The following is a 21,393-nucleotide window of genomic DNA, read 5'->3' on the forward strand; positions in this document are numbered from 1 at the left end:
TTGCTTCGCTGCGCTCGCAATGACGAAGTATGCGAGGCGTCACTTTGGCCTGCCCTCTCGCTCAGCCCTTGCTCGCGATGAAGGCGCGCCAGCCGCCCAGATGCGTGATGTCCTCCGCCCCCGTCAGCGCGCGCGGTTCGGAGACGAAGCCCTTGACGGTGGTGCCGTCCGCCAGCGTCACGTTGCCGATGGCGAGCGGCGCAGGCACGTCGACGGTGAAGCTGCCGAACTCGGCGACGCCCAGTTCATAGACCTCGACCTTGATCGCGGCGCCCGCTTCGTCATGCACCAGCGCGGGTTTGGGCGGCACGCTGTCGGCGATGGCATAGAGCTTGTAGGTGGGCGCGGTCTCGAAGGCGCCGACGAATTCGGCGTCGCGGCTGGTCAGCTGCCAGTGCAGCGGCATGTCCTTCAGGTGGGCGCCGACTACGGCGAGCTTCACGGTCTGCATCTTTCCCTCCAGGTCGAGTGGCGGCGGCGCGGGCAAGTCCGCGACCGCGAGGTAGGCGTCGGCCGCGTCCAGCAGGGCGCGGTCGGTGTCGGCCGGGCCGATCAGGGTGACCCCGAAGCCGGTGGCATTGGCGCGGATACCGGCGGGAACGGCCAGCGCGGCCATGTCCAGCAGGTTCACGAAATTGGTGTAGAGCCCCAGGTTGCTGTTCAGCGCGATCGGCGCGGCCAACATCTCGGAAACGCGGTAGGTGGTGCCGGTGGTGGGGAAGGCCATCATGTCGATGTCGGCCCACAGCAGATCGGCGTGGCGCTTGAGGTCGGCCATGCGGTAGATGCCGTTGAACAGCTCGACCGCGCTCATGGCCTTGCCGGGCTCGACCACCGCGCGCACGGTGGGATCGACCGCGAGCGGGTTGGCTGCGAGGATGCCCTCCATCGCGGCGGTCCGCTCGGCCACCCAAGGGCCGCCGTAGAGCAGTTGCGCGGCCTCCAGCAGCGGGACAAGGTCGATCTCGACGAGTTCGCCCAAGGTCGCCAGCTTGGCGAGCGCCTTGTCGTAGAGGTATTCGGACTCGCCGTCGCCGAAGAACACGCGCTGTTCGCGGCGCGGGACACCGATGCGCCTCACGGCGAGAGGCTGGTCCGCGAGCGGCTTGGAGTAGGGATCGGCCACATCGAAGGCGGCGACCACGCCGTCCACCAGCCGGGCATCGGCGGTGTCGTCGGTGAAGACGGTGATGCAGTCGATGGTGCGGCAGGCCGGGACGAGGCCGCGCGTGGACCAGCGGCCCTTGGTGGGCTTCATGCCGATCAGGTGGTTGAACGCGGCAGGCACGCGGCCCGATCCGGCGGTGTCGGTGCCGAGTGAGAAGGCCACCAGCCCCGCCGCCACCGCGACCGAGGAGCCGGAACTGGACCCGCCGCTGACATAGTTCAGGTTCGAGGCATTGCGCGGAATCCCGTAAGGGCTGCGCGATCCGTTGAGGCCGGTGGCGAACTGGTCGAGGTTGGTCTTGCCCACGCAGACCGCGCCCGCCGCCAGCAATCGCTCGATCACGCCCGCATCGTCCTCCGGCTCGTAGGCGAAGGCGGGACAGGCCGCCGTCGTCTCGAACCCGGCAACGTCGATGTTGTCCTTCACCGCGAAGGGCACGCCTGCCAGCGGCAGGTCCTCGCCCGCCGCGACGCGCGCGTCCACGGCGGCGGCGGCGTCGAACAGTTCGCTGCGGGTGGCGCGGCTGATCCAGATCTGCGGCTGGACGGCATTGTAGGCCTCGACGCGGGCGAAAGTGTCCTCGGCCACGGCGACGGCGGTTGTCTGACCGGCCCTGACGGCGGCGGCGATTTTCGTAGCGCTCAAACGGGTCATGCGTGTTTCCTCAGGGCGAGCATCGGGGCGCCGGGCTGCAGCGACTGGCCTTCGCGCATGTAGAGCGCCGAAACCGTGCCGCTGCCCGGGCTTTCCACCGCGCATTCCATCTTCATCGCTTCAAGGACCGCGATCTTGTCCCCCGCCGCGACGGTATCGCCCGGCTGCACCAGCAGGCGGGTGACGCTGCCGCCATAAGGCGCCTCGACCAGATCGGAGCCCTCGGGCAGTTCGATCGCCTCCTCGGCGGGCAGGTCCGCATCGGCGAGATCGGCGGCGTGGTCGAATTCGCCGAGGCGTTCCCACTCGGCGCGTTCCTCGTCGAAGGCGGCCTTTCGGCGCTGTTCGAACTCGGCGATCCCGGCGGCGTTCTCGGCCAGGTAAGCGCGGTAGTCGGCGAGGCGGAATTCGCTCGGCTCGATCCTGAGCGCGCGGCGACCGGCGGGGAATTCGCGGCGCCAGTCGGCCAGTTCCTTCGCGCTGACGGGATAGAATCGGATCTGGTCGAAGAAGCGCAGAAGCCAGGGCTTGCCTTCGGTGAAGGCTTCGGTCTGGCGGTAGGTGTTCCACACCTGCACGGTGCGCCCGAACAGCTGGTAGCCGCCCGGCCCCTCCATGCCGTAGATGCACATGTAGGCGCCGCCGATGCCCACGACGTTGGGCGGCGTCCAGGTGCGCGCGGGGTTGTACTTGGTGGTGACGAGGCGGTGGCGCGGGTCCACCGGCGTCGCGACCGGCGCGCCGAGATAGACGTCGCCCAGCCCCATGACGAGGTAGTTCGCCTCGAAGATCAGGTTCTCGACTGCGGCCTGATCGGGCAGACCGTTGATGCGGCGGATGAACTCGATGTTGTCGGGGCACCAGGGCGCATCGTCGCGCACGGTCGCCATGTACTTCTCGATCGTCTCGACGATCGCGGGATCGCGCCAGCTGAGCGGCAGGTGGACCACGCGCGAGGGGATCGTGAAGTCCTCGAGGTCGCCAAGCCGCTCCTCGGCGGCGATCAGCATGGCGAGCGCCGCCTTCTGATCCATCGCCACACCGTCGAAGTGCAGCTGGAGCGAGCGGATGCCGGGCACGATGTCGATGATGCCGGACGCGGCGAGGCGTTCCAGCTCGGTCATCAGCGCGTGGACGCGGATGCGCAGCTCGATGTCGAGCACGATCGGGCCGTATTCGACGAGGATGTTGCGATCGCCCTGCTGGCGATAGACCGTGCGCGGACGGCCCGGGCCCCCAGAATTCTCGGCCGGAATTTCCGCGAGGATCGGCGTCAGCGTCTCTACGCCGCGCGCCGGGGTGGCTGCGGGCACCGCGCCGGTCGCCACGAAATTGCGCTGGGCGGCGTCGGCGGCTGCGGCGTCCTCGATGGTCACCGGGGCGAAGCGCAGCTTGTCGCCGGGAGCGAGCTGGCCGATCTTCCAGCGGTCCGCCGCGATCACCACGAAAGGGCACACGAACCCGCCGAGCGACGGGCCGTCCAGCCCGAGGATGATCGGCATGTCGCCGGTGAAGTCCACCGCGCCGATGGCGTAGGGGTTGTCGTGGATGTTGGAGGGGTGCAGGCCCGCCTCGCCGCCGTCGGTGCGCGCCCAGCGGGGCTTGGGGCCGATCAGGCGTACGCCGGTGCGGTTGGAGTTGTAGTGGATCTTCCACTCGGCATTGATGACCATTTCCACGTCCTCGGGCGTGAAGAAGTCCGGCGCGCCGTGCGGGCCGTAGAGGACGCGCAGGGTCCATTCGTTGCCGATTGCGGGCAACGTGACGGCGGGCAAGGCCGCCTCGGCCGGGTCGGAGCCGAGGTGGATCGTGTCGCCCGCCAGCAGACGGCGCGCGGCGTGGCCGCCGAACTGGCCAAGCTCGAAAGTGGCGCGGCTGTCGAGGTAGGGCGCGATATCGAGCCCGCCAGCGAACAGAATGTAGCCCCGGAAACCGCCCGAGGAGGCGCGGCCCATCGCCAGCGTCTGGCCCGCCGCAATGTCGATGGGAACGCCGCGCTCCACCGGCACGCCGTCCAGCGTCGCGCCGAAATCCGCGCCCATCAGGCAGATGCGCGCATCGGAGACGAAGGCCAGCGTCGGGCCGGTGACGGTGGCTTCGAGCCCCACCGTGCCCTCGGGATTGCCGAGCAGCCGGTTGCCGAGGCGGAACGACTGGTCGTCCATCGGTCCGGAAGGCGGCACGCCCACGGCCCACAAGTGCTGGCGGCCGGGCCAGTCCTGCACGGTCGTCGCGGTGCCGCCGCTGACGACGCGGAAGGCGCGCGGGGTGAAGACCACGCCGTCGAGCACCCTGGTCGAGACTTCGCCGCTGGTGAAGGCCGGGGTGCGCACCACGTCGCGCAGCCAGCGCACGTTCGTCTCGATGCCGTCCACGCGGGTGGCGTCGATCGCGCGCCGGGCCGCTTCCACCGCTTCCTCGCGGGTGGGCGCGTGGACGATGAGCTTGGCCAGCATCGGATCGTACCACGCACTGACGGTGCTGCCCGCCGAGCACCACGTCTCGACGCGGATGTCCTCGGGGAATTCCAGCGCGGTCAGCGTGCCCGAAGTCGGGCGATAATCGAGCGAAGGGTCTTCGGCGTAGAGACGCATCTGCACCGAATGGCCCGTCATCGTCGGCGCGGGCGCATCGAGGAAGGCGAAATCGCCCGCCGCGCCGCGCACCATCCATTCGACGAGGTCGATGCCCATCACCATCTCGGTGACGCCGTGCTCCACCTGCAGGCGGGTGTTCATTTCGAGGAAGAAGAACTCGGCGCGGTCGGCGTCGTAGAGGAACTCCACGGTGCCCGCCGAGCGGTACTTGGCGGCCTCACCCAGACGCACGGCGGCGGCGTAGAGCGCGGTGCGCACCGCATCCGGCAGCAGCGGCGCGGGGGCTTCCTCGACCACCTTCTGGTTGCGGCGCTGGAGCGAGCAGTCGCGCTCGCCCAGAGCCATGACGCGGCCCTCGCCGTCGCCGAACAACTGCACCTCGATGTGGCGGGCGCGGCCGATGTAGCGTTCGAGGAAGACCCCGGCGTCGCCGAAGTTGCTCTGCCCCTGACGCTTTACGGTGGCGAAACCGTCGCGCAGCTGCGCCTCGTCGGTGCAGACGCGCATGCCGATGCCGCCGCCTCCTGCGGTGGCCTTGAGCATGACCGGGTAGCCGATCGACGCGGCGGCGCTGACCGCCGCTTCCTCGTCGGTGAGCAGGTCGGTGCCCGGCGCCAGCGGCACGTCGTGCGCGGCGGCCAGCGCGCGGGCGCTATGCTTCAGGCCGAAGGTGCGGATGTTGTCGGTGGTCGGGCCGACGAAGACGATGCCCTCCGCCGCGCAGGCCTCGGCGAACTCGACGTTCTCGGCGAGGAAGCCGTAGCCAGGGTGGATCGCCCCTGCCCCGGTCTTCTTCGCCGCGGCGATGATGGCGGGAATGTTGAGGTAGCTTTCCGAAGCCTTCGCCCCGCCGATGAACACGGCCTCGTCGGCTTCGGATACGTGGTTGGAGTTCTCGTCCGCCTCGGAATAGACCGCGACGGATTTCAGGCCCATGCCGCGCAGCGTGCGGATGATGCGGGTGGCGATCGCGCCCCGGTTCGCGATCAGGACGGTGTCGAAGCTCATGCGGTGACGATCATCCGGACTGGAGTGGGGTTGAAGCCGTTGCAGGGGTTGTTGACCTGCGGGCAATTGGAGACGACGACGATCACGTCCATCTCCGCCCGCAGGTCCACGGTCAGGCCCGGCGCGGATATTCCGTCGACGATGCCCAGCGACCCGTCCGGCTCGACAGGAACATTCATGAAGAAGTTGATGTTGGAGACGATGTCCCGCTTGCCGCGCCCTTCGAGGAGGTTGGCCTCCAGGAAGTTCTCGACGCAGGCGTGCTCAGACTTCGTGTGATGACCGTAACGCAAGGTGTTGGATTCACACGAGCACGCGCCGCCGATGGTGTCGTGATAATCGACCGAGGTGGCGGCGATGGTCATCAGCGCATTGCCCTCGTTCGAAAGCAGCTTCGTGCCTTCACGCAGGAACAGGTTGCCCTGCGCCGCGACGGTATCCTGCGCAGAGTAGCGCTCGGCATCGTCGGCGGCGGAATAGAGCAGGAAGTCGACGGCCTGGTTGCCTTCGAGGTCGATGATGCGCAGCGTCTGCCCGGCCTTGACGTGATGCAGCCAGGGCGCTCGGGCGGGGACGACGATGTCGTGGAGAACGGTGCCGGTAAGGCCGGACATGTGAGGATCGGTGCTCATGATCGCGTGTCCCTTGTTCAGCGGCGGAAGTAGTCTTCGACGTTCTCGAAGGCGCGCAGGCCCTCGGGGCTGGCGGTGCGGATGGGATCATCCTCGCCCGTCACCGGGCCGCGCCATGCCGAGGCGCGCAGCGGCGTCACGGTGTATTCGGGGCGCGGATCGAGGACGTGGGGGACGTTGGCGATCACCACGATCACGTCCATCTCGGCGCGCAGGATCACGGTGCGGCCGGGCTCGAAGGGGCCGACCTCAGGCGTGATCGCGCCGTCCGCCTCGATCCGCGCGCCCTTGAACAGGGTGACGCAGGGATGGACATCACGGCGGCCGAGGCCGTGCTTAGCGGCGCCGAGAAGGAAGCGGTCGCGGCCACTAGGGAAGGCACCGGAGTTGCGACCCTCGCCGTACTTGGCGAGGTTGATCGCGGGGTTGGAGGTGCCGCAGAAGGTATCGTGCGTGCCCGCGCTGTCCTCGACGATGCTCATCATCACCCGGCCCATGTCGGAGAGGAGCAGCTTGCCTTCGCCGAGATAGGCGTTCCACTGGACCTTAACCGTGTCCGCCACATTGAGGCGTTCGGTCGGCATCTCGGCGTTGAACAGCAGGATCGAGGCGCAGGCGTCGCCCTTCCCGTCGATCAGCCGCAACCGGGAGCCGCGTGTCAGGCGCCGCGTGGCGTAGCCGCCCGCCGCGATGGTTTCCTCCCACACGAGGTCGGCGGCATCGACGCCCTCGGGCAGATCGCCCGCCACGGGAGGCAGCACCGGCATGCTCTCGACCACGGTGCCGCCCTGGGCACGGGCATGGTCTCGGGCTGCGAGCGGATCGGCCAATGTTTCGGTCATGAATGCGCTCCGATATTCTTGAAGTCGTCCCCGCTCTGGTCGTAGAGCGGCGGCAGGAGGGCGGTGGTGGTGACCAGCTCAAGCTGCTGCACCCCGCGCACCCGGCGGATGGCGTCGCACAGTTCCTTCAGCCGCACGGCCGGACCCTGCACGAGAAGAACTTCGAGGGACTGGTCGTCCTCCAGCACGACATGCTGCGAGGAGATCACTTCCTTCAGGTAACTGGCTTGCGTCTGGGAGAGCTGGTGCCGCACGCGGCCCCGCTCGCTGCGGTAGACGAGGGTGATGGTGCCCGCGAGCATCTCCTCGGGCCGCATCAGCGAACCGTGCTCGGCCAGAGCATGGCGGATCAGTTCGGCGATGAGCTGGGAGCGGGAAGGCAGGCCGCGTTCCGCCACCATCATGTCGAGCTGTCTGAAGAGGTCTGCCGGAAGGCTCATGCTGAGCCGAGCCAGGCTTGCGGAGTCTGTGCCCATGCCCATTCTCTTTTCAGGTATTACGATTTACGTCAATCGTAATATTTAAACTAATTGCATTCTTTCTTTTCCGTCATCCCCGCGAAGGCGGGGACCCATCTGATGACTGTGCAACAGGCACCTTCAGGAGATGGATTCCCGCCTTCGCGGGAATGACGGAAAAGGGGGTAGACGCGATCACCCGGCAGTCTCCTCTTCCGTCTCTTCCGCCCGCTCGCGCATGGGCAGGTCGTAGACGACCGTGGCTCCAAAGCGGTGCGGCGCGTGCGGATCGTGCCGGCGCTTGTCGAGCGCAAGGACGCGCGTGCCCAGCGAGAATGCCTCGCGAATGTCGTGCGTCACCATCACGATCGTCAGCGAATACTTGCGCCACAGATTGCGGATGAGCGCGTGCATGTCGGCACGAATACCGGGGTCGAGCGCGCCGAACGGCTCATCGAGCAACAGGATGCGCGGCCGCTTGACCAGCGCCTGCGCGATGGCAAGGCGCTGCTGCATGCCGCCCGACATCTGCGCGGGGTAGAGGTCGAGACTGTGGCCGAGGCCCACCGCCGTCAGCATCTCGGTCGCCTCCTCGACGGCGGCGCGGCGCGCGCTGCCGAACAGGCGGCCGAGCACCGGGGCCTTCTCGCATTCCAGCCCGAGGATCGTGTTGCGCAGCGCGGTCAGGTGCGGGAACACCGAATAACGCTGGAACACGACGCCGCGATCCGGCCCACATTCGGGTTTGAGCGGCGTGTCGTCGAGAGTGATGACGCCTCGGCTCGGCCCTTCCTGCCCCAATATCAAGCGCAGGAAACTGCTCTTGCCCGCGCCCGAAGGGCCGACGATGGAAACGAAGGCGCCTTCCTCGATATCGAGGTTCAGCTTTTCGATGATGATCCGGTCGCCGTATTCGACCCAGACGTCGCGGAAGCTCAGGAGCGTGCTCAATGGCTTTCTCCATATGCCCAGGGAAACAACCGATGGCTGAGGAAAGTGAGCGCCATGTCCATCGCGATGGCCAGCAGCGCGATCCACGCGACGTAAGGCAGGATCACGTCCATCGAAAGGTAGCGGCGCACGAGGAAGATGCGGTAGCCGAGCCCGACGTCGGACGCGATCGCCTCGGCCGAGATCAGGAACACCCAGGCCGGGCCGAGTGCGAGGCGGATGGCGTGAAGCAGGCGCGGCATGGCTTGCGGCAGGGCGACGCGGATCATCACCTGCCAACTGTTGGCACCCAGCGTCAGCGCCTTGATCACCTGCTCCCGAGGAAGCGCGGAGACGTGGGCGGCGATGTCGCGGATCATGACCGGCGCGATGCCGATGACGATCAGCGCGACCTTGGAGGTTTCGCCCAGCCCCAGCGCGATGAACAGGATCGGCAAGAGCGCGATCGGCGGGATCACCGCGATGCCGGTGACCAGCGGGCCGAACGTCGCGCGCACCGGCGGCAAGACGCCGAGCGCAAGGCCCACCACCAGCGCCATCAGCGTCGAGATACCAAGGCCGATGCCAAGGCGCTGCAGGCTCGCCATGGTATCCGCCCAGAACACCAGCTGGCCGGTGAGCTGGTCGGGCACAAAGAGCAGCGCCGACATGCTCTCGGCCATGGAGCCTGGCAGCGGCAGGATCTTGTCGGCCGGGTTCACCGCATGGCGGCTCGCGGCCATGACGATGTAGACCAGCAGGAGCAGCAGGATCGGCACCGCGCCGAGAAGCACCCGCCCCCCTCGCCCGACCTGACGATTCACCCAGCGCATTGTCGTGATCCCGTTCTGTTATCGCCTGTCGTCATTGCGAGCGAAGCGCGGCAATCCACTGTTGGGGCAACCGCCCTGGGTTGCTTCGCTGCGCTCGCAATGACGAACGGTATTTAGCTAGAGCTTGCCGTCGGCGGCCATCTTCATGAAGCTGTCGTCGAAGCGCAAGGTAACGTGCTGTGCATCGCCCAGCGTCTTGCCGCCGGGGAACGACATGCCCACCGCGTCGGCCGAACTCGCGCCCTTGAACAGTCCCTTGGAGAAGCTGAAGTCGCGCACGCGGGTCATCGTGGTGACGAGCGCGGGGGCGTCGGTCGCGGCGACGGCGGCCTTGGCGTCGGAGTAGAGGAACGTCGTGCTCAGCTGGCCGTCGAACGCCTCGGGCGTCGCGCCCGCCAGCTTGGCCATCGCCGCGCGGGCGGCCTTGCCCTCGGCGTCCTGGCGCATCATCAACGCAGTCGTCTCGTACCAGATGCCCGCCAGCGCCTTGCCGAGATTGGGGTTGGCCTTGAGCGTAGCGGTATCTACGCAGAGCAAGTCGAGGATCTCGCCCGGAATATCTGCCGAGCTGAACACCAGCTTCGCGCCCGGCTGCGCCTTCATCGCATTGAGCTGCGGATTCCACGCCACCGCGACCTTGACGTCGGGGCTGGCGAAGGCGCCGACGATGTCGGCATCGCCGGTGTTGACCGTCTTCACGTCCCGCAGCTGCATGCCGACCGAGTTCAGCCCGCGCGCCAGCAGGTAGTGCGACACCGAAAGCTCGACCAAGTTGACCGACTGGCCCTTGATCGCCTTGAGGTCGCCGCCCTTCATCAGGATGCCGTCGTTGCCGTTGGAATAGTCACCGACGATGATCGCGCTGGTGTCCTTGCCGCCCGCCGCCGGGATCGTCAGCGCGTCCATGTTGGCGACGGTGACGCCGTCCAGTTTGCCTGCGGTGTACTGGTTGACCGACTCGACGTAGTCGTTGACCTGGACGATGTTGATCTTGAGCCCGTATTTGTCGGCCCACTTCTTCACGATGCCGGCCTGCTGGGCATAGGGCCAAGGCATCCAGCCCGCGTAGATCGACCATCCGATGTTGAATTCGGTACGCTTGGGCGCTTCGCTCGGCGCCTGCGAGCAGGCGGCGGTGAGAAGTACTGCCGGCATCGCGGTGGCCATCAACGCGGCCTTGGCAATGCTGCGGATCGATACGATCATGACTCGGTCCCCTTTCGCAGTGCAACATTGCTGCGATTCGGGTCCTTGTCCATCGAAAATTATTACGGTGTGCGATTTTTGTAATACTTGCGCGCAGAGTACGCTGCCCGCCGACGAGCCACCCTCCACCTTCGTCATTGCGAGCTTAGCGAAGCAATCCAGGGCGGTTTCATGCTGCCCTGGATTGCTTCGCTAAGCTCGCAATGACGAAGAAGGGCTACCGATACGAAGTCTTCAGGCCGCCACTTCGTCCTTCGGCTGCGGCTTGCGCGAGGTTTCCGCAACCTTTGCGGCGACTTCATCTTGCTCGTGAAGCGGCGGCAGAAGCGCGGTGGTGGTGACCAGCTGCAGCTGGTGAACCCCGCGAATGGCACGCAGCGCGTCGCACAGTTCCTTCAGCCGCTCGGCCGGGCCCTGCACCAGCAGGACTTCCATCGACTGGTCGTCCTCGAGGAAGACGTGCTGCGACGAGATCACTTCCTTCAGGTACTCCGCCTGGCTCTGCGCCAGCTGGTGGCGCACCCGCCCCTTGTCGCCCCGGTAGACCAGCGTGATCGTGCCCGCGAGCATCTCTTCCGGCCGGGTCAGAGCTTCATGCTCGGCAAGGGCGTGGCGGATCAGTTCGGCGATCAGCTGCGAGCGCGAGGGCAGCCCGCGCTCCTCCACCATGGCATCCAGCTGGCGGAACAGGTCTGCGGGAAGGCTCATGGAAAGCCGGGCAAGACTGGCGGGATCGGTGCTCAAGCGGCGCCCTTTCTGGAACAACAACAGCCCTCCCCTATACCAACCTTGCCGCCGATGACAGCAGCAGTTGGACGCGCAGTCGGGGGTCGAGTGATACTCCCATCGCACGAAAATAATACCGTTGTCACGTTTCGTAATATCGATAAGTTGACCCGTATCGAGGCGGTTCCGACCCGCCCGCAGCCAGTGTGGGGGCATTTCTTGGCACAGAGTCCTACCCGTAGCACGGGGTTTTCCGGCAGTTCGCAGGCCGCCACCGGGCGCGCCTATCCCAACGGCAACCCGGCGCTGGGGTACAATCCGCCCGGCGTGCGTAATACCGACAGCGCCGTGCCGCTCCACCGCAGCAAGCCGGTCATGCACGACTATGCCTGCGACGGCCCGGCGGCAGGCAGCCTCTCGTTCCGCTGGACTTACGGCTCCAACGTCGCGGCAAAGAACCGCGATCCGCGCGTGCAGGTGGTGCAATACAACGAGGATACTTTCGTGCTGCGCCAGAATGTGTGCGTCCACTGGGAGGCGCCGTTCACCTACCTGCTGTTCGGCAACAAGGGCGCGCTGCTGATCGACACCGGCGCCACCGCCAACGCCGCGCATTACCCCCTGCGTGAGACGGTGGATGCGATAATCGCGCGCTGGGTAAAGGCGCGCGGGCGCAGCAAAGTGCCGCTGACCGTCGCGCTCACCTCGGCCGAGGACATCGCGCAGAACCAGGGCCTCGTGCAGTTCGCTGACCGGCCGGACACCACGATCGTCCCCAAGCCGCTGGCGCTGATGCAGAAGGCCTACGGCATCGCGAACTGGCCCTCTGGCACCGGCAGGATCGACCTCGGCGACCGCGTGATCACGGTGATCCCGACGCCCGGCACGCACAAGGACGGGGTCAGCTTCTACGATCCCTACTGCGACCTGCTGTTCACCGGCGACCTGCTGTTCCCCGGCAAGATCAACATCGGCAACGACACCGATTTCGTCGCCTCGCTGGAAAGGCTCAAGGCTTTCGCCGCCGCCAATTCGGTGAAGTGGCTGCTGGGCGGACATATCGAGATGATGTTCGTGCCGGGCAAGTATTACCCGCGCTTCGCCACCTTCAAGCCCTACGAGCGAGTGCTCGAAATGACGCCGAACCTGATCGACGAAGCGCTTGAGGCCGCCCGCGCGGTGCAGGGCAAGGACATGATGCTGATCCGCCCCGACTTCGTGCTGTTCAACGGCGTCAGTCCAGACCAGCGCACCCCGATCTGGCCCGAGGGCGTGCCCAACATCCGCGCCCCGCACCCGTTCTAACGCCACTTTCCCATACAAGGAGCCCTGTCGTGGATCGACGCGCCTTCCTGACCTATAACGCCGCCATCGCCGCCGTGCCGCTGACCGGCGCCGCGCTGACCGGGCTGTCCGACGCTGCCTCCGCCGCGACACGCCCGCCGCCGATCGACTTCAAGGCCAACCTGCCCGCGACCGGCACTTTCCCGGACAAGTGGATCTGCGGCTCGTCGTCCTGCATGGACAACACCGACCCGCCGGTGCAGGTCCACTGGTACAATCCGCACACCGCGATCCTGCGCCAGAACAAGGCCTACAGTTACGAGGCTCCGTTCGCACCGCTCTATTTCGGCAACGACCGCGTGCTGCTGCTGGATGAAGGCTACGTGCAACTGCGCAACGACTACGATCTGCGCGCCGTGGTCGACCAGTGCATCGAGGACTGGTGCCGCCGCAACGGGCGCGATCCGGCCAGCCTCGAACTGCTGGTGGCGTTCAGCCATCTCCACGACGACCACTACGCCGCGACCAACCAGTTCGCCGACCGCCCCAACACCCGCTACATGGGCCTCACGCACGAGGAGATGGTCGGCTTCTGGGGCATGACCAATTTCCCCGAGGAGCGCGTGGCCCTCGACCTCGGCGGGCGCGAGGTCCTGATCTGGGGCTCGCCGGGGCACGTCGTTTCCGAGTTCGCGTACTACGACAGCTACACGCAGATCCTCTATACCGGGGACATGTTCTATCGAGGCCGCTGCTACATCAGCTTCTGGGAACCGTGGTTCGACAGCATGAAGCGCCTGATCCAGTTCTGCGACACGCACCCCGTCACGCACGTCATGGGCTGCCACGTCGAGATCAGCAAGGACGGCGAGGACTACGCGTACGGCATGACCTATCAGCCCGACGAGGCGCCGGTGCAGATGACCGTGCAGCAGCTGCGCGAGGCCTGGGCCTATGCGCAGAAGATCACCGAGCCCGGCATCTACTTCACCGGCACCGTCTTCCTGTGCAACCAGACGCGCGGGACGACAACGATCGACAAGAATCCCTACCGCTACTGACGGGCGCACAATGCCGCCTTCCCGATCGTCATTGCGAGCGTAGCGAAGCAATCCAGGGCGGCTCGAGACTGCCCTGGATTGCTTCGCTACGCTCGCAATGACGAAATGTAGTGGTTCGGCTCCTGCGCGGCGAATCACCGGAACGTGCTCGCTCGGTGTGATGACTCCGCCGACCTCGCATCATCGTGTTACGTAGGTGCACAAAAACCACGCTCCAGCGTGAATTTCCGGCCCTCGTCGCCAAAACGCACGGCGCTAAATTAATACGCTTGACGAGAAACGTAATATCCATAGCTTGTATCAAATCGCCGGTCAGAGCGAAGAAACGGGGAGAGAGAATCTTGTAACAGCAGGCCGGTCCACCGGTCTGGATGGGGGGTTTTCGATGGAACAACTGCCAGTCCGCAACACGGTTCTCTCGAACGATGCGGCTGCCTTCACGACTGACGCCTTCGTGACTGATGGGGGCGTGAAGCAGAAGATCTTCAACCTCGTGCCCCCGGCCTTCGTCGCCGTGATCGTCGCGTTCTGGGCCTTCGCGCCCAAGGCGCTGACCGATAACGGCTGGACGATCATCGTCACTTCCGCGCTGATCACTGTCGTCGTGCTGGGCCTCGAGTTCGGGCACGAGCGGCACGCCGGATGGCGCATGAACTGGCGCGAGTTCTTCACCGACCTGTTCTACGTCGTGCTGAGCGCCACCGTCATCTCCTGGACCGCGACCGCGCTGGCCGAGGAGCCGCTGCAGGCGATCAAGACATCGCTCGGCATCACCACGCAGTGGGCGATGCACATGCCCTGGCTGCTGCAGGTGGCGCTGGTGGTCTTCATCATGGAGTTCGGCCAGTACTGGATGCATCGCCTGATGCACAATTCGACGCCGTTCTGGCTGACCCACGCACCGCACCACCACATCACCCAGCTCAACGCCGCCAAGGGCGCGGTCGGCAATCCGATCGAGCTGTTCCTGATCAGCCTGAGCGTGCTGGCGCTGTTCGACCTCTCGCCGACCGCGCTGTTCTGCGGCTTCAACATCCTGAACGTGGTATCGACGTTCGCGCATGCCAACGTGCGCTCCGATCCGCCGCTGTTCTATTCCTTCTTCTTCACCACGATCCGACATCACAGCCTGCATCACTCGACCGATTACGAGAGCACCCGCTGCAACTACGGCAATTCGCTGATCCTGCTCGATCGCATCTTCGGCACCTACAAGGAAGGTGAAGCCAGCGTCGTCGGGCAGGACGATCTCAGGCGCCTGTCCATCCGGGAGCAGTTTCTGTTCCCGTTGCAGCCCCTGATCGAACGGATCAGGGCAGCGCGCGGCGAAACCGCACAGCCTGCCAACTGAAAACGGCCAATCGAGCCGCAGTAATAATTCAACGCATCACGGGAGCGAACACCTCGGCGGCATTCAAGGCCGAGGGCAGTGCAAGCGCGTCGGCACGACATCCGCAAAGCGATGGCCGGCGTACGAATGAGGGTCCTCACATACACACCCACCGGGCGCGACCAAGGAGCGTGCCGGGACCGGGGCACGTCAACCGAAACTGGGGAAGCACATGACTTATCGCGCGAAACTGAGAGCAGGGCTTCTGTCCGCAACCATGATTACGAGCAGCGTGATCGCGATGCCCGCCGTGGCGCAGGAAGCGGCCGCTGCTTCCGATGAGGGCGATGCCATCATCGTCACCGGCACCCGCCGCGCCACAACGATCATGGACACGCCGATCAACATCTCGGCGATCGGCGCCGACGAGATCGCGCGCCAGCGCATCGACGACGTGCGCGACCTCGCCGACTTCACGCCGGGCCTGACCATCTCCGACACCGGCCCGGGCGGCACCGGCTCTATCGTCCTGCGCGGCCTGAACGCCTCGGATACGGCCTCGAGCGGCGCCAACTACGACGACTCGCTGGGCGTCTATCTGGGCGAAGTTCCGCTCTATTATGACTTCAAGCTGCTCGACATCGAACGCGTCGAGACGCTGCTCGGCCCGCAGGGAACGCTTTACGGCCTCGGCACGCTGGCGGGCGCTATCCGCTACATCCCCAACCGCCCCAATACCGACGCCTTCGAGAGCGAGGCCCACGGCCGCCTCTTCACCAAGAGCCACGCGACCGACCTCGGTTACCAGCTCGACGGGATGATCAACATCCCGATCGTCAAGGACCACATCGCCTTCCGCAGCGCGACCGGGTACTACTACGATCCGGGCTTCATCGATTACCCGTTCCTGATCAACGAGCCCGGCGTCTCCGACCCGCAACCTAACGGCACCAGCCGTCCGACCGGCGACGCCTACAACGCCAACCTGCACAAGCGTGAAGACCTCAACTTCGAGAAGACCTTCACCACGCGCAACCAGTTGCTGCTGCAGACCAGCGAAGACCTCAAGGTCATCTTCACTTACGCCTTCCAGCGCACCAAGACCGACGGCGCCCAGTCGAACAGCGCGGGCGTGCTGGGCTCTGGCAAGTACGAGAACGCGAGCCGCTACGCCGAACCGGTGAACCGCCGCGCGCACCTCGCCAGCATGGAGATCAACGCCAACCTCGCGGACATCGCCGACCTCGTCTCGACGACCGCCTACACCAACGTCCACACCCGCTCGCAGAGCGATAACACCGACCTGCTGCTTGACCTCGACTACGACTACGAGGCGTTCCCGGCATTCTCCAGCTGGAACGAGAGCTATGGCCGCCGCAAGCAGATCAACCAGGAAATTCGCCTCGTCTCGCGTCACGGCGGGCCGTTCAACTGGGTTCTGGGCGGCTTTTACAACCAGCAGAAGTACCACAACGACTATGCCGAGCATACGCCGGGGCTGACGGCGTTCTACGGCGACGCGGATTGGTACGGGAACCCGCTCGTCAATCCCGACGATCTCGAATACGTCAGTTACACCAAGTCCAAGGTCACCGAGAAGGCGATCTTCGGCGAAGGCACGTTCCGCGTGACACCGGCATGGCAGGTCACGGCAGGTGCTCGCTACTTCAAGTATTCCTCGCAGGTCCAGGGCGCCCTGACGCTGCCGCTCGGCGGCGACGATCCCGATACGCCCGAATACGACAACCCGCTGAGCCCCTACGACCTCGATCCGTCGGGCGGCAAGGCGTCGCAGGACGGCTGGGTGTGGAAGTTCAACACCTCGTACAACTTTACGCCGGACCTGATGATCTACGGCACCTACAGCAAGGGCTATCGCATCGGCGGACCGAACCGCGTCGCTCCCTGCCCCGATCCGGTTCCTGCCAATCAGCAGAATGCCTGCGCGCTGCCGAACGAAGTCCAGTACGGCCCGGACAAGACCAAGAACGCCGAAATCGGCGTCCGGATGCAGCTGTTCGACCGCAAGCTGACCTTCAACTTCGACGTTTATGACATCAAGTGGCAGGGCATCCAGGTCGATTCCGCCACGTATTACGGCGTCACCGGCATCACCGTGAACGGCGGCTCGGCGAAGTCTCGTGGTTTCGAAACCTCGTTCCAGTTCAAGCCGGTGCCCGCCCTGACGATCCAGGGCATGTACTCGTACACGGATGCCAAGCTGACCGAGGACGTCGACGGCATCATCACCGTGCGCACAGTCGTCAACGACTACGACGTTCGGCCCAAGTTCACGCAACTCGACGCGCTGAAGGGTGATCGACTGCCCGGCTCGGCGAAGAACCAGGGCAGCCTGGGTGCGACATACACGGTGCCGATGGGCGAAGGCGTGTTCAGCGCCAACTGGACGGCGACCTACCGCGGCAACGTGGTATCGCGCCTCGGCTGGGATCGTGGCTACGGCACGAAGATCCCCGGCTACGTGCTGCACCGCGCAACGCTTTCGTACGAGACCGACAAGTACACCGTCAGCCTCTTCGCGAACAACATCTTCGACAAGTACGCTGTGGTCTCGGTCGGTCAGGACCGCTCGCGCATCGGTGTGAACGATGGTGTCGCGGTGCGCTACTATCGCCAGACCGTGCTCAATCCGCGCACCGTCGGCGTGGAAGCGCGCATCAAGTACTGAGTATCACCGGAGGCGCTTTCCCGAAACGGGCGAGCGCCTCCGGCACTGCCACGAACTCGTGATTGCTTCGCCAGGTCCGCAATAACGTCACGCGTCGATCCCCTGCCCTTCCAGCCACGTCCGCACCGGCGCCAATTCGGTCTCGTGCGCGCGCCAACGCTCAACGGCATCGGCATTGATCGGCCGACGGACTTGCGCCGCGCTTGGTGTGGCGACGGCGGCGCGGTTCTCGTGGAACGACAGGCAGGCCTCGTCCCACTCAAGACCGCAATGGGACAGCAAACGCCGCGTCTCGCCTTCCTGATCTGCGACAAGCGCTTCATAGGACAGCTGCAACACCCGATCCGGCCATAGCTTTTGCCATAGCGCCATCAACCGGTCGAACCGTGCATAGTAGCGCGCCGTATCCATGAGATCGTACGAATAGGCGTAATAGGCGGACTGGCTGGCAAACAGGTTCTTGTAGTTGCTCCAGATCGTATCCATCGGATTGCGGCGCAGGCACACGATCCGGGCATCGGGCAAAGCCCGCGCGATATGGTCAATATAGAGGAAGTTCGCGGGCAGCTTGTCAGTGAAACGTGGCTTGGCCCGCGCGATATGATGGGCCGCGCGCTCGAGATAGGTCGCGCCCAGTTTATCCGGGTCAATTCCCGCACTGGCTGCAACGGTCTCGGCATCGATGACCCGGCGCGACGGCGTGCCCGCCAGTTGCTTGACCGCCAGCGGCATCGCCTGCAGTTCCCCCGCCGCCTCCACATCCCGGTGCGAGGACAGGATGCGATCGACGAGCGTGGTCCCGGTGCGCGGCATGCCCACCACGAAGATCGGCGCGGCTCCGCCATGTCCCGCGCCGCCCGCCGGAGCACCGGAAGCGAATACCGCATCGATCGCGTCGAAGATTTCAGCGTCCTGCGTGAAGTCGTAGCCGACGCTGCGCTTGTGCGCACAGTTGGCAGCCGAGAGGTGACGAAACGCATCGGTGGCATTGCCGAGGTCCTCGTGCTCCTTGGCCAGCGCATAGCGGATGCGCAGCGCATCGCCCGGCTCGCGCGCTGCAACCAGCGCCGCTTCCAGCCGAGCTACGTGATTGGCCTCAGGCGTCTGCCGCGACAGGATGGCGAGCGCATAGTGCGCCCGCGCATTGCCCGAATCGGTCTCAAGGATCGTCTCGTAATGCGAGCGCGCCTGCTCGATCCGTGCGGTAAAGCCGCTCGCCGCCGCAAGGTTGTATCGGTATTCGAGATCGTCCGGATCGCCCGCTACCGCTGCAGTGAACGGGGCAAGCGAGGCCTCATGATCGCCCAGCCGCGCCAGCACGCAACCGATCGTGTCGAAAGTGCGAGGATCGTCGGGGCCCAGCGCCATGGCCTGCCGGGCGGCCTCGGCAGCCTCCCCGTCGCGCCGCAACAGAATCAGCAGCCTGGCAAGCTGCGCAACATGCTCCGCCCGCGGCCCCCGTGCGACCGCCGCTTCGAGCAGCGGGACCGCGCGCGCGATCTGGCCCGCCTCCGCAGTTGCCACACCGAGCAGAAAGAAACCTGTTGGCTCGTCCGGACGAGCCTTCGCCAGAGCGGCAGCGGCTGTTCCCGCGCCTTGCAGGTCCCCCTGCCGCAACGCCTCCCTGGCCTGCGATTCAAGCGTCATGCGGAAGGACAGCCGGGGAAAAGAATATACACGAAAGCGCCTTTGATGCGGGGCATTGAGACCAGCCTAACGGGCTCGCACGGTCGTGACAATCAGCCGGTTCAGCGCGCCTTTGCAGCGGGCATCCGGATCTCCGCGACCAGCCCGCCTTCGGGCGCGTTGCGTAGCGTTACGGCACCGCCGAACGTCGCCACTTGCGCCCGCGCGATGGTCAGGCCGATGCCGGTGCCGGTCCCGGTGCTGGTCGACAGTCGCCGGAAGGGCTGAAAAGCGCGCTCGATCTCGGCCTCGGGCAGTCCGGGGCCGCGGTCGATAACGTGAATGACGAGGTCGCCCTTCTCCATCATGCAGCGCAGCTCAGCCGTGCCGCCGTACTTGAGCGCATTGTCGACGAGGTTGGCAAGCGCGCGGCCGAGAGCATTCGGCTTGACCCTTGCCTCCACCCGGATCTGTTCGATGAAAGTGACGTCGCGGCCGACTTCAGCGTAATCCTCCGCCAGCGCCGAGAGCACGGAATCGACGTCGATCACCGCCCAAGGCTCACGCACTTCGCTGCTGCGCGCAAGGTCGAGGCCATCGCGCACCATCTGCTGCGTCACCGCAAGGTCGGCGACGAGCCGCCCGCGCAGCACTTCGTCCCCGACCTGCTCAAGCCTCAGGCGCAATCGGGTAAGCGGGGTCTGGAGGTCGTGCGTGACCGAGGCAAGTATCTGCGTACGCTCGCGCAGGCCGTCACGCACTCGCGACTGGGCGAGGTTGAACGTCTCCAGCGCCGCCCGCACTTCGCTCGGCCCCTTGACCGGGATGGGCTCCAGGTCGCCCGCCAGCGAAAACTGCCGCGCCGCCTTCTCCATCCGCCGCAGCGGTGCCGTCGCGATACGCGCGGTGAGCAGCCCGAGCAGTGCGCCCGCGATGACGATGAGTTCGAGATAAGGCGGGCCCACCGGCGGCTGCCCACGGTCGGGATTGAGCAACAGGTCGATGACGAGCCGTCGTTCGCGCCCGGCGGCATCGGTATATCGCACCAGCCAGCAGTCGGGCAGCGGATCGGTGTTCATTCCCGCCGCCGGAGGATGATGCACGAACCGTGTGAAACATTGCTGCCGCGGCAGCACCCGCGCCTGTGCCGGACGCCCCAGCCGTTCACTGACGCTGCGCGACAGGCCGACATCCCAACCCAGCATCGCCAATCCGGGATCGGGCCTGTGCGCCCCGAAAATGAAGCCGGAAGACACCAGATAGTCGGTTCGCTCCGCATCCACTTCGTAGCGGTGCGCGATGTCGGCGGTGCTGAGGAGGGCCGCTTGCCTCTGCAGTTCGGTGAAGGCGTGCTGCTTCCATACTTGCGAGATATGCAGCGCGAACAACGCCGAAGCGGGCATGCCGATCATCAGTATCAACGCCAGCCGCCCCGCCAGCGAGCCCGGATAAGCGCGCAGTCTCCGGGCCAGATTGCGCCACCAGCCCGATGAGGACGCCGCGCCTGCCGTCACTCGAAGGCGACCGGGCCGGGCAGGACGTAGCCTTCGCTGCGCACGGTAAGGATCAGATCGGTCCCGCCTTGCGTCCCGGCGAGCTTCTGGCGCAAGCGGCTGATCTGGATATCGATGGTCCGGTCGAACGCCACCGTGGCGCTGCGCTCGGGCAGCAGTTCCTCGCGCGAGAGGACGCGGTTGGGGGCTTCCACGAACTGCCGCAGCAGGCGGTACTCGGCCGAGGAAAGCATCACCAGTCGCTCGTCGTCAGTCACCAGGCGGCGCTGGTGCAGATCGAGCCGCCACGGCCCGAAGCGCGCATAACGGGCGGCACGCGGGCGCGTCTGATCGACTACCCGGGCGCGGCGCAGGAGATTGCGCACCCGCGCCAGCAGTTCGCGCGGCTCGAAGGGCTTCGTCAGGTAATCGTCGGCGCCGAGTTCGAGCCCCAGCACGCGGTCGATGGCATCGTCACGCGCAGTCACCATCATGATCGCGCCCTGATGGCCCGACGCGCTCAGTTCGCGGCAGAGGTCCAGCCCGTCCCCATCGGGCAGGTTGAGGTCGAGGATCAGCAGGTCCACGTGCCGCTGCTTCAGGATCGCGCGCAGTTCGGCCACGGTACCCACGGCCTCCACTTCCTGCGGCTCGCGCGAGAGCTGGCCGATGATGAGTTCGCGAATGTCGGGGTCGTCTTCGAGGATGACGATGCGCCCATTGGCTACGGGGGCTGTTGCGGTCATGGGCTGACCTCTAATCCGCTTCGGTTTTCTTGTCTGCCCCAAGTTACATCACGCGACATTTGGTTGCACGACGCAACATGCCGAAACGCGCCGAGGCTTGCCCGCACAGC

16 protein-coding genes are annotated in these 21,393 nt (G+C 65.8%); 4 read left to right on the plus strand and 12 right to left on the minus strand.

Going from position 1 to position 21,393, the window contains the following annotated elements:
• Positions 1 to 61: 61 nt before the first annotated feature.
• The 9 genes from atzF to QRN25_RS04405 form a co-directional block, all read right to left on the minus strand.
• Positions 62 to 1,822: an allophanate hydrolase gene (gene atzF, locus QRN25_RS04365; protein ID WP_285017654.1), complete on the minus strand. Its 1,761-nt coding sequence runs from the start codon at positions 1,820 to 1,822 to the stop codon at positions 62 to 64.
• A complete protein-coding gene (gene uca, locus QRN25_RS04370; protein ID WP_285017655.1) occupies positions 1,819 to 5,427 on the minus strand; it encodes an urea carboxylase in 3,609 nt (1,202 codons plus the stop codon). The genes atzF and uca overlap by 4 nt, the downstream gene beginning before the upstream one ends.
• A complete protein-coding gene (locus QRN25_RS04375; protein ID WP_285017656.1) occupies positions 5,424 to 6,059 on the minus strand; it encodes an urea amidolyase associated protein UAAP2 in 636 nt (211 codons plus the stop codon). Before QRN25_RS04375 ends, uca begins: the two co-directional genes overlap by 4 nt.
• 17 nt (positions 6,060 to 6,076) lie before the next feature.
• On the minus strand, positions 6,077 to 6,901 hold the full coding sequence (locus QRN25_RS04380; RefSeq protein ID WP_285017657.1) for an urea amidolyase associated protein UAAP1: 825 nt from the start codon (positions 6,899 to 6,901) through the stop codon (positions 6,077 to 6,079).
• Positions 6,898 to 7,377, minus strand: coding sequence for a CopG family ribbon-helix-helix protein (locus QRN25_RS04385; protein WP_197524482.1), 480 nt, complete (start codon positions 7,375 to 7,377; stop codon positions 6,898 to 6,900). Before QRN25_RS04385 ends, QRN25_RS04380 begins: the two co-directional genes overlap by 4 nt.
• Positions 7,378 to 7,554: 177 nt before the next feature.
• A complete protein-coding gene (locus tag QRN25_RS04390) occupies positions 7,555 to 8,310 on the minus strand; it encodes an ATP-binding cassette domain-containing protein (RefSeq protein WP_008831944.1) in 756 nt (251 codons plus the stop codon).
• Positions 8,307 to 9,122 (minus strand): ABC transporter permease, encoded by an 816-nt coding sequence (locus QRN25_RS04395; RefSeq protein ID WP_285017658.1) that lies wholly within the window; start codon positions 9,120 to 9,122, stop codon positions 8,307 to 8,309. Before QRN25_RS04395 ends, QRN25_RS04390 begins: the two co-directional genes overlap by 4 nt.
• A 117-nt stretch (positions 9,123 to 9,239) precedes the next feature.
• The gene (locus QRN25_RS04400; protein ID WP_285017659.1) at positions 9,240 to 10,328 is read right to left on the minus strand and encodes a putative urea ABC transporter substrate-binding protein; all 1,089 of its coding nucleotides are present in this window, start codon (positions 10,326 to 10,328) and stop codon (positions 9,240 to 9,242) included.
• Between the two features lie 234 nt (positions 10,329 to 10,562).
• Positions 10,563 to 11,036 (minus strand): CopG family ribbon-helix-helix protein, encoded by a 474-nt coding sequence (locus QRN25_RS04405; protein ID WP_375154541.1) that lies wholly within the window; start codon positions 11,034 to 11,036, stop codon positions 10,563 to 10,565.
• Positions 11,037 to 11,273: 237 nt separating this feature from the next.
• Here QRN25_RS04405 and QRN25_RS04410 point away from each other — a divergent pair, with 237 nt between their 5' ends.
• From QRN25_RS04410 to QRN25_RS04425, 4 genes are all read left to right on the plus strand, one after another.
• Complete coding sequence (locus tag QRN25_RS04410) at positions 11,274 to 12,359, plus strand: MBL fold metallo-hydrolase (protein ID WP_285017660.1); 1,086 nt, start codon at positions 11,274 to 11,276, stop codon at positions 12,357 to 12,359.
• 29 nt (positions 12,360 to 12,388) lie between these two features.
• Entirely contained in the window at positions 12,389 to 13,399 is a 1,011-nt protein-coding gene (locus QRN25_RS04415) for an MBL fold metallo-hydrolase (RefSeq protein ID WP_285017661.1), read from the plus strand.
• A 385-nt stretch (positions 13,400 to 13,784) separates the two neighbouring features.
• On the plus strand, positions 13,785 to 14,750 hold the full coding sequence (locus QRN25_RS04420; protein WP_285017663.1) for a sterol desaturase family protein: 966 nt from the start codon (positions 13,785 to 13,787) through the stop codon (positions 14,748 to 14,750).
• 256 nt (positions 14,751 to 15,006) lie between these two features.
• Positions 15,007 to 17,418, plus strand: a complete 2,412-nt coding sequence (locus tag QRN25_RS04425; RefSeq protein ID WP_285017664.1) for a TonB-dependent receptor — start codon at positions 15,007 to 15,009, stop codon at positions 17,416 to 17,418.
• A gap of 87 nt (positions 17,419 to 17,505) precedes the next feature.
• Here QRN25_RS04425 and QRN25_RS04430 read toward each other — a convergent pair whose 3' ends face one another.
• From QRN25_RS04430 to QRN25_RS04440, 3 genes are all read right to left on the minus strand, one after another.
• A complete protein-coding gene (locus tag QRN25_RS04430) occupies positions 17,506 to 19,065 on the minus strand; it encodes a tetratricopeptide repeat-containing sulfotransferase family protein (RefSeq protein ID WP_285017666.1) in 1,560 nt (519 codons plus the stop codon).
• Between the two features lie 101 nt (positions 19,066 to 19,166).
• The gene (locus tag QRN25_RS04435; protein ID WP_285017667.1) at positions 19,167 to 20,558 is read right to left on the minus strand and encodes an ATP-binding protein; all 1,392 of its coding nucleotides are present in this window, start codon (positions 20,556 to 20,558) and stop codon (positions 19,167 to 19,169) included.
• Entirely contained in the window at positions 20,555 to 21,283 is a 729-nt protein-coding gene (locus QRN25_RS04440) for a response regulator transcription factor (protein ID WP_271182750.1), read from the minus strand. The genes QRN25_RS04435 and QRN25_RS04440 overlap by 4 nt, the downstream gene beginning before the upstream one ends.
• Positions 21,284 to 21,393 lie beyond the last annotated feature (110 nt).

It is taken from the genome of Novosphingobium sp. fls2-241-R2A-195, assembly GCF_030209485.1.
GTDB lineage: Bacteria > Pseudomonadota > Alphaproteobacteria > Sphingomonadales > Sphingomonadaceae > Novosphingobium > Novosphingobium resinovorum.

Coding starts and splice junctions, on each gene's coding strand:
- QRN25_RS04385 (WP_197524482.1), bottom strand. CDS start 7,377: ATGGGCACAGACTCCGCAAGCCTGGCTCGGCTCAGCATGAGCCTTCCG.
- QRN25_RS04375 (WP_285017656.1), bottom strand. CDS start 6,059: ATGAGCACCGATCCTCACATGTCCGGCCTTACCGGCACCGTTCTCCAC.
- QRN25_RS04380 (WP_285017657.1), bottom strand. CDS start 6,901: ATGACCGAAACATTGGCCGATCCGCTCGCAGCCCGAGACCATGCCCGT.
- QRN25_RS04400 (WP_285017659.1), bottom strand. CDS start 10,328: ATGATCGTATCGATCCGCAGCATTGCCAAGGCCGCGTTGATGGCCACC.
- QRN25_RS04430 (WP_285017666.1), bottom strand. CDS start 19,065: ATGACGCTTGAATCGCAGGCCAGGGAGGCGTTGCGGCAGGGGGACCTG.
- QRN25_RS04420 (WP_285017663.1), top strand. CDS start 13,785: ATGGAACAACTGCCAGTCCGCAACACGGTTCTCTCGAACGATGCGGCT.
- atzF (WP_285017654.1), bottom strand. CDS start 1,822: ATGACCCGTTTGAGCGCTACGAAAATCGCCGCCGCCGTCAGGGCCGGT.
- QRN25_RS04425 (WP_285017664.1), top strand. CDS start 15,007: ATGATTACGAGCAGCGTGATCGCGATGCCCGCCGTGGCGCAGGAAGCG.
- QRN25_RS04405 (WP_375154541.1), bottom strand. CDS start 11,036: ATGAGCCTTCCCGCAGACCTGTTCCGCCAGCTGGATGCCATGGTGGAG.
- uca (WP_285017655.1), bottom strand. CDS start 5,427: ATGAGCTTCGACACCGTCCTGATCGCGAACCGGGGCGCGATCGCCACC.
- QRN25_RS04440 (WP_271182750.1), bottom strand. CDS start 21,283: ATGACCGCAACAGCCCCCGTAGCCAATGGGCGCATCGTCATCCTCGAA.
- QRN25_RS04395 (WP_285017658.1), bottom strand. CDS start 9,122: ATGCGCTGGGTGAATCGTCAGGTCGGGCGAGGGGGGCGGGTGCTTCTC.